Origin of the sequence: Kitasatospora sp. NPDC005856, from assembly GCF_040629945.1 — a bacterium.
Lineage (GTDB): Bacteria > Actinomycetota > Actinomycetes > Streptomycetales > Streptomycetaceae > Kitasatospora.
In genome coordinates this window covers 15,636-30,162 of sequence record NZ_JBEXWT010000103.1, presented here as the reverse complement: position 1 = coordinate 30,162, position 14,527 = coordinate 15,636, and the positions used below count along the sequence as shown (strand labels likewise).

Genomic DNA, 14,527 nt, shown 5'->3' with positions numbered 1-14,527 from the left:
CGATCCCTCAATCCCACAAGATCAGCACGCTCAACGCCCACGGTCCTCGCAACTCCCACAGATCGCGGGTGTTGCGAGGACCGTTAGAACCCAAGATCCACGGATCCGGTGCGGGGCCCCTTCGCGTGGGCCGTGTGGGCCGTGTGGGCCTACTTCGCCACCTCGGCCACCGCGCGCAGGTCGCGGGTCTCGCCGGCGAGCTTGTCCAGGTCGGGCTGGCCGCCGTTCTCGTCCGGCATCCGCATCACGATGACGAGGCTGCTGCTGTCGGCCCAGGCGCACATGCCGATGTTGCCGTCGGCCTCGACCATCACGCCGCACTCCATGGTGCCGCCCTTGGGCCCGGCGTCCACGGTGCGCCGGTTGTCGACCTTGGTGCCCGCACCGGCCGCGCCCTTGAAGGCCTGGTCCAGCTCCTGCTTCGGCATCAGGACCTTGCCGTAGGCCCCGACCGCTATGAGCTGCGGCTCCGACTGGGCGTTCTCGTACAGGCCGGCCACGCCGACGGGCTTCCAGTTGCCGTCGCCCTTGCCGAGGTTCTCGGTCATCGCCTTCTCCATGGCGGCGGTGACGGCGTTGTCGCTGCTGAGGGTGAGGTCCTTGAAGGTGGCCGGCAGGACGACCTTCTCGGTGCCCGCGTTGCTGGCCACGTTCCAGGCGAAGTAGCCCAGGGTGCCGCCGCCCAGGAGCAGCACGGCGCCGATGGTGCCGAGCACGATCCACAGCGTCTTGCGGGACTTGCGGGGCGGCGGCACCGGCGCGTACGCGCCGTAGCCGGGGTAGCCGGCCTGGTCGGGCGCGGGGTAGCCGGGCTGTCCGGGCGCGGCGTAACCGGGCTGGCCGTACGGCGCCTGCGGCGGTACGGGGGCGCCGTGGGGCGGGTTGGGGGACGGCGCCGGTGCGCCGTAGGGGGTCTGGTCGGTCACTTGGAAACCTTCATGGCGTCGCGGATGGCCCGGTGGTGTGAAGTCGTTCCGCGCCCGTCCGGTCCGCCGGACGAGCGCCCGGGCACGCTACCGCACGGTGATCGCCCGGAGGCCGCCCGTAGGTGGCAGGTCCGCGAACCGAAAGCGGTTCGTGACCCTCCCCCCGGTTACGTAAACTGTGCGTCGTGACCGACACGACGAACCAGCGCCCCGTGAGCACCTCTGCCGGGGACGAAGCAGCAACCCTCCCGACGACCTACACCCCCGCGGACGTAGAGGGCGAGCTGTACGAGCGCTGGGTGGAGCGTGGGTACTTCACCGCGGACGCGAAGAGCGACAAGCCCGCGTACACGATCGTCATCCCCCCGCCGAACGTCACCGGCGTCCTGCACCTGGGCCACGCCTTCCAGCACACGCTGATGGACGCGCTGACCCGCCGCAAGCGCATGCAGGGCTTCGAGACGCTCTGGCTGCCCGGCATGGACCACGCCGGCATCGCCACCCAGAACAAGGTCGAGCAGCAGCTCGCCGAGGACGGTCTGTCCCGGCACGACCTGGGCCGCGAGGCCTTCGTCGAGAAGGTCTGGGAGTGGAAGAAGAGCTACGGTGGCCGCATCCTCGGCCAGATGCGCCGCCTCGGCGACGGCGTGGACTGGTCGCGCGAGCGCTTCACCATGGACGAGGGTCTGTCCCAGGCCGTCCAGACCATCTTCAAGCGGCTCTTCGACGACGGTCTGATCTACCGCGCCGAGCGCATCATCAACTGGTGCCCGCGCTGCCTCACCGCGCTGTCCGACATCGAGGTGGAGCACGAGGAGACGCCGGGCGAGCTGGTCTCGATCCGCTACGGCGAGGGCGAGGACTCGATCGTCGTCGCGACCACCCGGGCCGAGACGATGCTGGGCGACACCGCGGTGGCCGTCCACCCCGAGGACGAGCGCTACCGGCACCTGGTCGGCCGGACCATCAAGCTGCCGCTGACCGACCGTGAGATCCCGGTCGTCGCCGACGAGCACGTCGACCCGGAGTTCGGCACCGGCGCCGTCAAGGTGACGCCCGCGCACGACCCGAACGACTTCGCCATCGGCCAGCGCCACGGCCTGCCCAACCTGACGGTCATGGACGATCGCGGTGCGATCACCGTGCACGGCCCCTTCCTCGGCATGGACCGGCTGGAGGCCCGCTCGGCCGTCGTCGGCGCGCTGCGCGAGCAGGGCCGGATCGTCGCCGAGAAGCGCCCGTACATGCACGCCGTGGGCCACTGCTCGCGCTGCCACACCGTGGTCGAGCCGCGGCTGTCGCTCCAGTGGTGGGTCAAGGTCGAGCCGCTGGCCAAGGCCGCCGGCGACGCCGTCCGCGACGGCAAGGTGGAGATCCACCCGAAGGAGCTGGAGCGCCGCTACTTCGACTGGGTCGACAACATGTACGACTGGTGCATCTCGCGCCAGCTCTGGTGGGGTCACCGGATTCCGGTCTGGTACGGCCCCGAGGGCGAGGTCGTCTGCGTCGGTCCGGACGAGCAGCCGCCGACCGGCGAGGGCTGGGTCCAGGACCCGGACGTCCTGGACACCTGGTTCTCCTCCGGCCTGTGGCCGTTCTCCACGCTCGGCTGGCCGGAGCGCACCGCGGACCTGGAGAAGTTCTACCCGACCGACGTCCTGGTGACGGGCCACGACATCATCTTCTTCTGGGTCGCCCGGATGATGATGTTCGGCCTGTACGCGATGGACGGCGAGGCGCCGTTCAAGACCGTCGCCCTGACCGGTCTGGTGCGCGACGAGTTCGGCAAGAAGATGTCGAAGTCCTCGGGCACCGCCGTGGACCCGCTGGACTGGATGGACGCCTACGGCGCCGATGCCGTCCGCTTCACCCTGGCCCGCGGCGCCAACCCGGGCGCCGACGTCCCGATCGGCGAGGACTGGGTCAAGGGCTCGCGCAACTTCTGCAACAAGATCTGGAACGCGACCCGCTTCGCGCTGATGAACGGCGCCACCGTCGAGGGCCCGCTGCCCGCGCCGGAGGAGCTGACCGCGGTCGACCGCTGGATCCTGTCGCGACTGAACGCCACCGTGGCCGAGGTGGACGCGCTGTACGACGACTACGAGTTCGCCAAGGTCTCGGACGCGCTGTACCACTTCGCCTGGGACGAGGTCTTCGACTGGTACGTCGAGCTCTCCAAGACCACCCTGGCCAAGGGCGGCGCGCAGGCCGACGCCTCGCGCCGGGTGCTCGGCGAGGTCCTGGACGTCACCCTGCGGCTGCTGCACCCGGTCGTCCCGTTCGTCACCGAGGCGCTGTGGACGGCGCTCACCGGCGCCGAGTCGCTGGTCGTGACCGAGTGGCCGAAGGACAGCGGCTACCGCGACGCGGCGGCCGAGTCGGAGATCGCCACGCTCCAGCAGGTGGTCACCGAGGTCCGCCGGTTCCGTTCGGACCAGGGCCTCCAGCCCGCGCAGCGCGTCCCGGCCCAGCTGGAGCTGGCCGGCACCGTGCTGGCCGTCCACGAGGACGCGATCCGCTCGCTGCTGCGGCTGACCGCCCCCGAGGAGGGCTTCGCGGCCACCGCCTCGCTGCCGGTCGCCGGTGCCACCGTCGCGCTGGACCTCTCCGGCACGATCGACGTCGCGGCCGAGCGCAAGCGTCTGGCCAAGGACCTCGCGGCCGCCGAGAAGGAGAAGGCCCAGACCACCGCCAAGCTCGGCAACGAGGCGTTCCTCGCCAAGGCGCCGGACGAGGTGGTCGCCAAGATCCGGGGCCGTCAGGAGGCCGCCGAGGTCGACATCGCCCGGATCACCGCCCAGCTCGCGGCGCTGCCGCAGGGCTGATTCCGGCAGGCTCCCCGAGGGGCCGCACTCCGCGACGCGCGGGGGGCGGCCCCTCGGCGTTTTCGGTTTCCGGCTCCGGGAACGGCTTCGCGGGTGCTTTCCTTACACCAAATAGCCCAGGAACATTGCTCCCTTCCGGCGAATTATCATCCTGCGACCGGGTGAGGTCCTATTCCGAGCGAATTGATTCCGGTCTTGCCCGCGCGGGTTCGCGGAAGTTTGCAGGTCCGCTGTGTACCGTGTGCACGGAGTTTCCGAATGGGCGTTTCCGCTGAGCGTTCCTGCTGAGCGACCGACGGGAGGGCATGGCGTGGTGGTGACCGAGGAGTTGGCCGACGAACTGCCTGTGGAGGCGGTGGAGGAGGCCAAGGCCAGGGCGGCGACCCTGCTGCTCGCGTTCCGGCACGGCAATCAGATCGCGTTCGACCACGAGCTGGACCTGCTGTTCGCCGAGCACGCCGAGCGGGAGGTGACCACCCTGCTCACCTGGATCGCCGCCGAGGCCGTCCGCAAGGCGTACGCCCCCGAGGTCGGCGACCGGGTGCTGCGGGCGATGGCCCGGCGGGCCCCGGAGGACACCGGAGCGGTCGGGGTGGACGAGGAGACCGCGAACGCCGCCCAGCTGATCGAGGCGGTGGCGGCCGGAGAGGTGGCCGAGGTGCGTGGCCTGGTGGCCGCGACCCCCGACACCACCTTCCTGCTCGGCGGCCTGCTGCAGGGCGTCGCGATGATGCTGCCGTTGCTGCCCGACGGCGAACTGGCCGAGATCACGGCCGAGTTGCGGCGTCGGCACGGCGGCGCCGCGCATGTGCCGGAGGCCCGGGCCGGAGTCTGACCCCGGCCCGGGCGACGACGAACCGCGGGCTACGGCATGGCGTGCAGGTGCGAACCGATGGTGTTCGCGACCGGATTGCCCGCCTTGGCGTCCCAGTTGGTCGACCAGGTCATCGCGCCGCCGATGCCCGGCCACCTGGTGTCCGGCTTGTAGCTGCCGCAGTTGGTTCCGGAGGCCAGGCAGTCCAGCGCGTTGTCGACCGTACCGGCGGCGAGGTACCCGCCGCCGGCGGCGCTGGTGGAGGCCGGCACCCCGAGCCCCACCTGGTCGGGCCGCAGCCCGCCCTTGAGCTGGATGCAGGCCAGCGCGGTGAGGAAGTTCTCGGTGCCCTGCGAGTAGACGTTGCCGTCGCAGCCGTTCATCGCGCCGGAGTTGTAGTACTGCATGTTGACGATGGTGAGGATGTCCTTCACGTTCAGCGCCAGTTTGAAGTACTCCATGCCGGTCGACTGCATGTCGATCGTCTGCGGCGCCATGGTGAGGATGAATCCGCTCCCCGCCCGCGCCGCGAGGGCGTGCAGCGCCTGGCCCATGGAGGTGGAACTGATGCCGTTCTCCAGGTCGATGTCGATCCCGTCGAAGCCGTAACCCTGCATCAGTGCCCAGGCGGTGTTGGTGAAGTTCGCGGCGGAGGCGGAATCGCCCACCCAGACCGTGCCGTTCTGCCCGCCGACGGAGAGCACCACCCGCTTTCCGGCCGCCCGCTTGGCCGCGATGTCGGCCTTGAACTGGGCGTCGGTGTAGCCGCCGAGGCGGGAGGAGAGGGCCGGGTCGAGGGTGAAGCCCAGGCCGCCGCGGGTGGCGGTGGCGTCCGCGAAGGAGACCGCGATGATGTCGTAGGCGGCCGGGACGTCGCTGATCCGCTGGACGGTGGCGCCGTTGTCGAAGTTCTGCCAGTAGCCGGTGAGGATGTGCTTGGGCAGGCCCGGGGGCCTGGTCGGGGTCGACGTCCCGGTGGGGGTGGGGCCGCCGGTGTCCGTGGCGGTGGCCGTCGGGCTCGGTGAGGCGGTGGCGGTGGCGGTGGCGGTGGCGGTCGGGCTCGGAGACGGCTGCGGTCCGCCCGGCCCGAGCAGTGAGACGTCGTCGGCGGCGAAGGCCGGCTGCCCGTACCAGCCGTGCAGGTAGACGGTGACGCTGGTGGTGTTCGGGCCGGTGGTGAAGCCCGTGCTCAGCTGGGTCCAGCCGGTGCCGCCGGGGGTCCAGGTGCTCGGATCGGTGCCGCCGGTGCCGCGGGCGCCCAGGTAGACGTACGAGCCCTGGACCCAGGAGCTCAGGGTGTACGCGGAGGAGGGCTTCACCGCGACGGTCTGGGTGCACTCGCCGGTGTCGCTCCCGCTCGGGGTGGACTGCAGGGCGTAGGCGCCGGAGTGCAGGGTGGTGCTCTGGACCGTGCCGCTCGAACAGGTCCAGCCGGACGGGTTCCCGGTCTCGAAGCCGCCGTTGACGATCAGGTCGGTGTCGGCGGCGTGGGCGCCGGTGCCGCCGGCCAGGGCGAGTCCGCCCAGGCCGATGGCCAGGGCGCTCGCTCCGGCGAGCAGCGAACGGACGGCGCGCGGACGCCGGTGTCGGGCAGGTGGCATGACTCCATCTCCAGTGGGGGAGGCCCGGCGGCGCCTCGTGGGGGAGGAACGCCGTCCGGGGTGTCGATGGTGCGCGTGCGGGAGCTACCGACAACTCAAGTCCCGGTCGGGAACGGAGACTTGCCTCACAAGGTGGAGTAGACCAATTCTGCTGTCAAGAGGACCTAGGCGGCCAGCAGTGCGGTCCCGACTGCCTCGGCCCCTTCGGGCTCGGCGATCGCCGCCGTCAGCGCGGCGATCCGGGCCGAGGCCAGGCCGTCGCCGTACGGGCTCGGGGTGGCCGCCAGCCGGGCCAGCCGCTCGGGGGTGTCGGAGAGCCAGGCCCGGGCCAGGGTGCCCAGCTCCTCGCCGGGCCGCACCAGCGCGGCGAAGCCGGCCGCCACCGCCTCCGGGCGCTCGGTGGAGCGGCGCACCACCAGCAGCGGGCGGCCGAGCACGGTGCACTCCTCCTGCACGCCGCCGGAGTCGGAGACCAGCAGGGCCGCGTGGTTCGCGAGGCCCAGGAAGTCGCGGTAGCCGACCGGCCCGGTGACGGCCAGCCGCTCCAGCAGGCCGTCCAGGCCGAAGCGCTCGACGGCGGCCCGGGTGCGCGGGTGCATCGGGAACAGCACCGGGGTGCCGGCCCGGGCGATCCGGTCCAGCTCGGCGAGCACCGCGCCGAGCGCCTCCGCGGTATCGGTGTTCTCCGGGCGGTGCACGGTGGCCAGCACGTACCCGTCCGGGCGCAGCCCGTGCGCGACGAGCAGCGCGGCGCGGGCGGCCTCGTCCGGCAGCTGACGGCGGACCACCTCGACGACGGTGTTGCCGGTGAGCTCGATCCGCTCCTCGGCCAGCGACTCGGCGCGCAGGTTGGCGACGTTCTCCCCGGTGGCGGCGCAGAGCAGGTCGGAGACGTGGTCGACCATCACCCGGTTGTGCTCCTCGGGCATCGCCCGGTCGAAGCTGCGCAGCCCGGCCTCGACGTGGACCAGCGGGATCCCGCGGGCGTTGGCGGCCAGCGCCCCGGCCAGGGTGGCGTTGGTGTCGCCCTGGACGACCACGGCCGCGGGGCGGTCCTCGGCGAAGGCGGCGTCCAGCTGGCCCAGCGACTGGGCGATCTGACCGGCCCGGGGGCGGCCGCCGACCCCGGTGAGCAGCTCGGGCTCGGGCAGGTCGAGGTCGCGCAGGAAGCGGCCGGACATCGCCTCGTCCCAGTGCTGGCCGGTGTGCACCAGCCGGGTGGCGTCGCCGAGCTCGTGGATCAGCGGGGCGAGCTTGACCAGCTCGGGGCGGGTGCCGAGGACGACGGCGACGCCGGACGGGGGCAGGCACGTGCTCATGCGGACTCCGGTGGGACGTGGGGGAGGGGAAGCGCGGGGGCGGGGGCTCAGGACTCGAGCGCGGTGGGGGCGCCGATGGCGACCTTCTCGGCGTTGCGGCGGGTCTTGGCCCAGCCGTTGCGGCCGAGCAGCATCCGGACCGCGGCCCGGGTGGCGACCACGAACAGGTGGTAGGCGTAGAGCCAGACCAGGACGCCCCAGAGCAGTCCGGTGAGCCGGCCGCGGTCGGGGTGGACGGTCCTGCGGTAGGCGAAGCCCCAGAACACCATCGGCAGCGTGGCGAGCGCGAAGGCGAGCAGCATCCACGGGCCGAACCTGAGCTGGAACTCGGCGGTCTCCTCCGGGAAGAGCACCAGCCCGGCGCCGGTGATCCCGAGCGAGAGCGGGAAGAGCAGCACCAGCAGGACGCAGACCACCGGCTGGAGGAAGGTGTACAGCACCTCGGCCTTGCCGGACGGGGTGTAGTGCGGCGAGCGCAGCACCCGGCCGGTGTAGCGCAGGCACTGCATGTTGCCCTGGGCCCAGCGGGTGCGCTGGGTGAGGAAGCGGCGCAGCGAGACCAGGCCCTCCTGGGAGACCTGGGCCTCGGTGACGTGGGTGAGCCGCCAGCCGGCCAGTCGCAGGTCGAGGCCGGACTCGTAGTCCTCCAGCAGGGCGCGTTCCGGCCAGGGGCGGCCGGCCCGGCCCTCCTCGACGGTCAGCGAGTCGAGGGCGGTGAGCCGGACGAACTGGCCGTTGCCGCCGAGGCCGACGCTTCCGGTGCGGCGGCGCAGCAGCTGCATGCCGGTGTTGGTGGCCTGGAACTCGACGTCCTGCATCCGCACCAGTGCGCGGGCCAGGGCGTTGGCCGCCCGGCCGCGGCCGGGCAGCGGGAGCTCGTCGTCGGCGTTGCGCATCCGGACGCCGATCTGGACGGCGCCGGTGTCGGGCCGGCCGAGCGCCTTGGCGCTGCAGACCCGGGCGAGGGTGCCCGGGTCGAGCCGCCCGTCGGCGTCGACCACGCCGATCACCACCCGGGAGCGGTCGGTGTCCTCGGGCAGCCAGGCGGAGATCTCCCGGTAGGCGGCGTTGAGGGCGGCGCCCTTGCCGATCCGGGCGTGCGGGCGCCGGCGCTGGACGAGGTGGATCCGCGGGTCGCGGGCCGCGGCGGCGAGCACCAGCTCGCGGGTGGCGTCCTCGCTGTCGTCGTCGATCACCCACAGGTGGGCCTCGGGCGCGGCGGCCCGCAGGCCGTCCAGGGTCTGGGTGACCACGGCCTCCTCGTCGCGGCAGGGGATCACCAGGTGCCACCGGAAGGCGGCCGGGTCGCCGGGCTCGGCGGGGCGGCTGTGCCGGAAGGCGTGCCGGGAGCCCGCCCAGTACACGAGGAAGCGCCCGAAGACGAGCAGCATGTAGCCGACCAGGGCCAGGGAGATCAGTCCGGCGACCTGGACGACGGCGTCCTGGCGAAGCACGATCCACTCGTGCAGGGCGTCGGGCATGGCGCAGAGCTCCTCATGATCAAAGGCAGATATCTCCTGTCGGCTGCGAATCGATGCTTCATTGCGGTTCAAATCGCTAAATCGATAGTAAAGGGAGAAAACTAGCTGATCATGGGAGAGAACCGGCAAAGTGGTCGTTCTCACCCCGTGAGGAGGACCGGCCAGCGCTCCGTAGACTGTGGTCGTGAGCGACAAGGCCGACCCGAACCCGTACACCATCCGCCCCGCCGACGGCGGCACCGGCGACGCCCTGCGCGACGTCGAGGTGGAGCTCTCCACGCGCTGGCCGGAGAACAAGCTGGAGCCCTCGCTCGACCGGATCGAGGCGCTGATGGACATCCTGGGCCAGCCCCAGCGGTCCTTCCCCTCCATCCACATCACCGGCACCAACGGCAAGACCTCCACCGCCCGGATGATCGAGCAGCTGCTCAACACCTTCGAGCTGCGCACCGGCCGCTACACCAGCCCGCACGTGGAGTCCGTCACCGAGCGGATCAGCCTGGACGGCGCCCCGATCACCCCCGAGCGCTTCGTCGAGGTCTACCGCGACATCGAGCCCTACGTGCGGATGGTCGACGCGGCGCAGCCGGTGCCGATGTCCTTCTTCGAGGTGCTGACCGGCATGGCCTACGCGGCCTTCGCCGACGCCCCGGTGGACGTCGCCGTGGTCGAGGTCGGCATGGGCGGCTCCTGGGACGCCACCAACGTCATCGACGCCGCCGTCGCGGTGATCACCCCGATCGGGCTGGACCACACCGACAAGCTCGGCGAGACCACCGGCGAGATCGCGGTCGAGAAGTCCGGGATCATCAAGTCCGGCGCCGTCGCCGTCGTCGCCCAGCAGCAGCTGGACGCCGCCCAGACCATCCTGCGCCACGCCGTCGAGGTGGACGCCACGGTCGCCCGCGAGGGCATGGAGTTCGGCGTGATCCGCCGTGAACTCGCCGTCGGCGGCCAGCTGGTGACGCTGCGCGGACTCGGCGGCGAGGAGTACGAGGACGTCTTCATCCCGCTGCACGGCGAGTACCAGGCGCACAACGCGGCCCTGGCCCTGGCCGCGGTCGAGGCCTTCTTCGGCGTCGGCGGCGTGCGCGGCGGGCAGCTGGACGTGGAGAAGATCCGCCAGGCCTTCTCCGGCGTCTCCTCGCCGGGCCGCCTGGAGGTCGTCCGCCGCAGCCCCACGATCGTCCTGGACGCCGCCCACAACCCGCACGGCGCCCGCGCCACCGTGGCCGCGCTCACCGAGTCCTTCGGCTTCACCCGGCTCGTCGGCGTGATCGGCACCTCCGGGGACAAGGACGTGGCCGGCGTGCTGGAGGCCTTCGAGCCGGTCCTGGCCGAGGTCGTCATCACCCAGAACTCCACCCACCGCGCGATGGACGTCGACGCGCTCGCCGCCCTGGCCGTCGAGGTCTTCGGTGAGGACCGCGTCCAGGTCGAGCCCCGCCTCGACGACGCCATCGCCGCCGCCGTCACCCTCGCCGAGGAGGAGGGCGACCTCAGCGGCGCCGGGGTGCTGGTCACCGGTTCGGTCATCACGGTGGGCGAGGCCCGCCTGCTGCTCGGGAGGAAGTGACATGAGGACGCTCTGCTCCTCGACGCTGATCGGCGAGGCGTTGTTGATCATGTTCGCGGCGCTGGTCGCGACGCGGCTCTCCGACGTCTCCGGCGCGGAGATCTGGACGGTCAGCGGCATCGCGATGGCGCTGTGCGTCCTGCTCTGCGGCATGATCAACCGCCCCGGCGCGGTGCAGATCGGCTGGGCGCTGCAGATCGGACTGATCGCCAGCGGCTTCATCCTGCCGACCATGTTCGGCCTCGGCGTGGTCTTCGCCGGCCTGTGGTGGTGCTCGGTGCACTACGGCCGCAAGGTGGACGAGTTCAAGGCCGCCCGGGCCGCCGCCGAGGCTGCCGCGGTACAGGCCTGAGGCCCGGACCGGCGGACCGACACGCCGTTTACGCAAGGTAACCTCTGCCCTGTCGGCGCCGCGAGTCGTCCCGACTGACTGCCGAACCTGTCTGCCGAACCGAATCCCCAGGAGACGCACCGTGTCCCAGCGCACTCTCGTCCTGCTCAAGCCCGACGCCGTCCGCCGCGGCCTGGCCGGCGAGATCATCAGCCGCATCGAGCGCAAGGCCGGCTGGCGCTTCGCCGCCATCGAGCTGCGCACCTTCGACCGGGCGACGCTGGAGCAGCACTACGCGGAGCACGTCGGCCGCCCGTTCTACGAGCCGCTGCTGGAGTTCATGACCTCGGGCCCGTCGATCGCGCTGATCGTCGAGGGCGAGGAGGTCGTCAAGGGCATCCGCATGCTGGCCGGCGCCACCAACCCGCTGGAGGCCGGGGCCGGCACCATCCGCGGCGACTACGCGACGATCACCCGCGAGAACCTGATCCACGCCTCCGACTCCCCGGAGTCCGCCGAGCGCGAGATCAAGATCTTCTTCCCCGTGCACGCCTGATCCGGCGAGCAGCGCCCGGGCGACACGCCCGGTGGGACGTTAGTACCGCCCCGGTCGGGACCATTGGCCCGGCCGGGGCATTCTTATCGTGAAATAGGGAACTGGGGGCGCCGACACGGCGTCCCAATCCTCGGAGATGCGATCACGCCCCGGACAATGGACGGCATGCCCCACGTCGACGTCCGTACCGCGAGGCGTGACTACGATGGACGCGACTCAAGGGCCCGGTAAGGCAGCTCAGCTGGTCTCCGCCCAAGTGTGGGCGCGCGCATCCGTCCACCCCCCCATGAACTCCGAGCCCGGGAAGGCACCCACACCCCATGGCGAGCAACCTGTCGTTCATCGGCCGCGACTTGGCGATCGACCTCGGAACAGCCAACACGCTGGTGTACGTCAGGGGCAAGGGCATCGTCCTGAACGAGCCGTCCGTCGTCGCGGTGAACACCAACACCGGGGGGATCCTCGCGGTCGGCGCCGAGGCCAAGAAGATGATCGGCCGCACGCCGGGCAACATCGTCGCCATCCGCCCGCTCAAGGACGGCGTGATCGCCGACTTCGAGATCACCGAGCGCATGCTGCGGTACTTCATCCTCAAGATCCACCGCCGTCGCTACCTCGCCCGCCCCCGCGTCGTGGTCTGCGTGCCCTCCGGCATCACCGGCGTCGAGCGCCGCGCCGTCATCGAGGCCTCCTCGCAGGCCGGCGCCCGCCAGGTGCACATCATCGAGGAGCCGATGGCCGCCGCGATCGGCGCCGGCCTGCCCGTCCACGAGGCCACCGGCAACATGGTCGTCGACATCGGCGGCGGCACCACCGAGGTCGCCGTGATCTCGCTCGGCGGCATCGTCACCGCCCAGTCCATCCGGGTGGCCGGCGACGAGCTGGACAACGCGATCGTCCAGCACATCAAGAAGGAGTACTCGCTGCTCCTCGGCGAGCGCAGCGCCGAGCAGATCAAGATGAGCATCGGCAGCGCCTTCGGCCTGGAGGGCGAGAAGGACGAGCACGCCGAGATCCGCGGCCGCGACCTGGTCAGCGGCCTGCCCAAGACCGTGGTGATCTCCGCCGCCGAGGTGCGCGAGGCCATCGACGAGCCGGTCAACGCGATCATCGACGCGGTCAAGACCACCCTCGACCAGTGCCCGCCCGAGCTGGCCGGCGACGTCATGGACCGGGGCATCGTGCTCACCGGCGGCGGCGCCCTGCTGCGCGGCCTGGACGAGCGGCTGCGCCGCGAGACCGGCATGCCGATCCACATCGCGGAGAACCCTCTCGACTCCGTCGCGCTCGGCTCCGGCAAGTGCGTCGAGGAGTTCGAGGCGCTCCAGCAGGTACTCGACGCCTCGCCGCGTCGTTGACAGGCCGCCGCACCACCGGTACCACGCGTCACACCAGACACTCGACTGAACGGGCCGCCGCCCGGGCCCCACAGCCCCGGGCGGCGGCCAGGTACGAAGGGGCAGTACCAGCACCGTGAGGGACACACGAGAGAGCCGGCTGCTGCTCATCCTGCTGGTGGCCGTCGCCTTCGCGCTCATCACCGTGGACATCAAGGGCGGTGAGGACTCCCCGCTCGGCCCGGCCCGGCACGCCGCCGCCAGTGTCCTCGGACCGGTCGAGCGCGGCGCCGCCACCGTCGTGGACCCGGTCGCCGACACCGTCCGCGCCTTCCGGGACGCGGCCACCAACAGCGGCCGCACCGACCAGCTCGCCCGCGAGAACACCGAACTGCGGCAGAAGCTCGCCTCCTCCGACATGGCCACCGGGCGCACCAAGCAGCTGGACGACCTGCTGCGCACCGCCGGCGCCGGCGGCTACACCGTCAAGGCGGCCCAGGTCATCGCGATCGGCCCGGCCCAGGGCTTCTCCTGGACCATCACCGTCGACGCCGGCAGCGACGACGGCCTCACCCGCGACATGACGGTGATCAACGGCCAGGGCCTGGTCGGCCGGATCACCACCGTCGCCCCGACCACCGCCACCGTGCTGCTCGCCTCCGACCCCGGCTTCTCGGCCGGCACCCGGCTGGAGGGCACCGGCGAGATCGGCTTCGCCTCCGGCGGCGGCGACAGCCCGATGAAGGTCTCCCTGCTCAACGGCAAGGCCCAGGTCAAGGCCGGCGACCGGCTGGTCACCTTCGGCTCGCAGAGCGGCCGCCCCTTCGTGCCCGGCGTCCCGGTCGGCAAGGTCGTCGAGGTCCAGGCCAACGCCGGCCAGCTGACCAAGACCGTCCTGGTCGAGCCCTTCGTCCAGTTCACCCGGCTGGACCTGGTCGGCGTGGTGGTCGTGCCGCCGCGCGCCGACCCGCGCGACGCCGTCCTGCCGCCGGCCCCCGCCGCGGGCCAGCCGGCCGCCGCCCCGGGCCAGGTCCCGGCCTCCGTGTCCGGCCCGGCCCCGACCACCGCGCCCGCCGCCCCGCCCGCCAAGCCCACTGGGGGGAACTGAGCCATGCGCCTCGCCCGCATCCCCGTCTCCGCCGGCCTCGTCCTGTTCGGCCTGATCCTCCAGGTCAGCGTCTTCGGCCGGCTCCAGCTCCCGGGAGCCACCCCGGACATACTGCTGCTCGTCGTGGTCGGTCTGGCCATGGTCTACGGGCCCACCGGCGGCTGCCTGGTCGGCTTCGCGGGAGGCCTGCTGGCCGACCTCGCACCGCCCTCCGACCACGCCATCGGCCGCTACGCGCTGGTGCTCTGCCTGATGGGCTACGCCGCCGGGCTGCTGCGCCCGGACCACGGCCGCCAGCGCTCCGTGGCCGGCTCGCTGCTGGTGGTCGGCGCCGCGGCGGTCGCCTCCACCCTGCTCTACGCGATGGTCGGCGCCCTGGTCGGCGACACCGCGGCCCGACACGTCGGCCTCGGCGGACTGGTGATCAGCGCCCTGCTGTACGACCTGCTGCTGGCGCCCTTCGTGGTGCCGCTGGTGATGTACCTCGGCCGTCGCTTCGGACGCGACCCGGTGGCGGCCGCGGACGACGACGAGAGCGGCTCCGGCCTCGGCACCCTGGCCCGCTACCGCACCACCCGCGAGGCCTCGTCCGGCCCGTCGTACAAGAAGCGGCGCCTGCCCGGCTTCGTCCGCCGCCCCTGACCGGACCGGCC

The 14,527-nt window shown here is 72.0% G+C and carries 12 protein-coding genes; 8 read left to right on the top strand and 4 right to left on the bottom strand.

Annotation, left to right across the window (positions count from 1 at the left end; translation table 11 throughout):
* Positions 1-149: 149 nt before the first annotated feature.
* Positions 150-926, bottom strand: coding sequence for a hypothetical protein (locus ABZ449_RS36360; RefSeq protein WP_360354735.1), 777 nt, complete (start codon positions 924-926; stop codon positions 150-152).
* A 185-nt stretch (positions 927-1,111) separates the two neighbouring features.
* Between ABZ449_RS36360 and ABZ449_RS36355 the strand changes: the two genes are divergently transcribed.
* Both ABZ449_RS36355 and ABZ449_RS36350 read left to right on the top strand, forming a co-directional pair.
* Complete coding sequence (locus ABZ449_RS36355) at positions 1,112-3,751, top strand: valine--tRNA ligase (RefSeq protein WP_360354733.1); 2,640 nt, start codon at positions 1,112-1,114, stop codon at positions 3,749-3,751.
* A gap of 310 nt (positions 3,752-4,061) precedes the next feature.
* The gene (locus ABZ449_RS36350; protein ID WP_360354730.1) at positions 4,062-4,586 is read left to right on the top strand and encodes a hypothetical protein; all 525 of its coding nucleotides are present in this window, start codon (positions 4,062-4,064) and stop codon (positions 4,584-4,586) included.
* 29 nt (positions 4,587-4,615) lie between these two features.
* On the opposite strand, the gene ABZ449_RS36345 is transcribed toward ABZ449_RS36350, so the two are convergent.
* The 3 genes from ABZ449_RS36345 to ABZ449_RS36335 all read right to left on the bottom strand — a co-directional run bounded on the left by ABZ449_RS36345 (position 4,616) and on the right by ABZ449_RS36335 (position 8,966).
* Positions 4,616-6,166 carry a glycosyl hydrolase family 18 protein gene (locus ABZ449_RS36345; protein WP_360354728.1) on the bottom strand — a complete coding sequence of 517 codons (1,551 nt, stop codon included), beginning with the start codon at positions 6,164-6,166 and terminating at the stop codon, positions 4,616-4,618.
* A gap of 164 nt (positions 6,167-6,330) precedes the next feature.
* Positions 6,331-7,485, bottom strand: a complete 1,155-nt coding sequence (gene wecB / locus ABZ449_RS36340) for a UDP-N-acetylglucosamine 2-epimerase (non-hydrolyzing) (protein ID WP_360354725.1) — start codon at positions 7,483-7,485, stop codon at positions 6,331-6,333.
* A gap of 47 nt (positions 7,486-7,532) precedes the next feature.
* Entirely contained in the window at positions 7,533-8,966 is a 1,434-nt protein-coding gene (locus ABZ449_RS36335; protein WP_360354723.1) for a glycosyltransferase family 2 protein, read from the bottom strand.
* Positions 8,967-9,183: 217 nt separating this feature from the next.
* Here ABZ449_RS36335 and ABZ449_RS36330 point away from each other — a divergent pair, with 217 nt between their 5' ends.
* The 6 genes from ABZ449_RS36330 (at position 9,184) to mreD (ending at position 14,516) form a co-directional block, all read left to right on the top strand.
* The gene (locus ABZ449_RS36330; protein ID WP_360354737.1) at positions 9,184-10,542 is read left to right on the top strand and encodes a folylpolyglutamate synthase/dihydrofolate synthase family protein; all 1,359 of its coding nucleotides are present in this window, start codon (positions 9,184-9,186) and stop codon (positions 10,540-10,542) included.
* 1 nt (position 10,543) lies between these two features.
* The gene (locus tag ABZ449_RS36325) at positions 10,544-10,894 is read left to right on the top strand and encodes a DUF4233 domain-containing protein (RefSeq protein ID WP_360354720.1); all 351 of its coding nucleotides are present in this window, start codon (positions 10,544-10,546) and stop codon (positions 10,892-10,894) included.
* A 121-nt stretch (positions 10,895-11,015) separates the two neighbouring features.
* Complete coding sequence (ndk, locus tag ABZ449_RS36320; RefSeq protein WP_360354719.1) at positions 11,016-11,429, top strand: nucleoside-diphosphate kinase; 414 nt, start codon at positions 11,016-11,018, stop codon at positions 11,427-11,429.
* Positions 11,430-11,761: 332 nt separating this feature from the next.
* Positions 11,762-12,787 (top strand): rod shape-determining protein, encoded by a 1,026-nt coding sequence (locus ABZ449_RS36315; RefSeq protein WP_049648984.1) that lies wholly within the window; start codon positions 11,762-11,764, stop codon positions 12,785-12,787.
* A gap of 115 nt (positions 12,788-12,902) precedes the next feature.
* A complete protein-coding gene (gene mreC, locus ABZ449_RS36310; RefSeq protein ID WP_360354716.1) occupies positions 12,903-13,874 on the top strand; it encodes a rod shape-determining protein MreC in 972 nt (323 codons plus the stop codon).
* 3 nt (positions 13,875-13,877) lie between these two features.
* Positions 13,878-14,516, top strand: a complete 639-nt coding sequence (mreD, locus tag ABZ449_RS36305; RefSeq protein ID WP_360354714.1) for a rod shape-determining protein MreD — start codon at positions 13,878-13,880, stop codon at positions 14,514-14,516.
* Positions 14,517-14,527 lie beyond the last annotated feature (11 nt).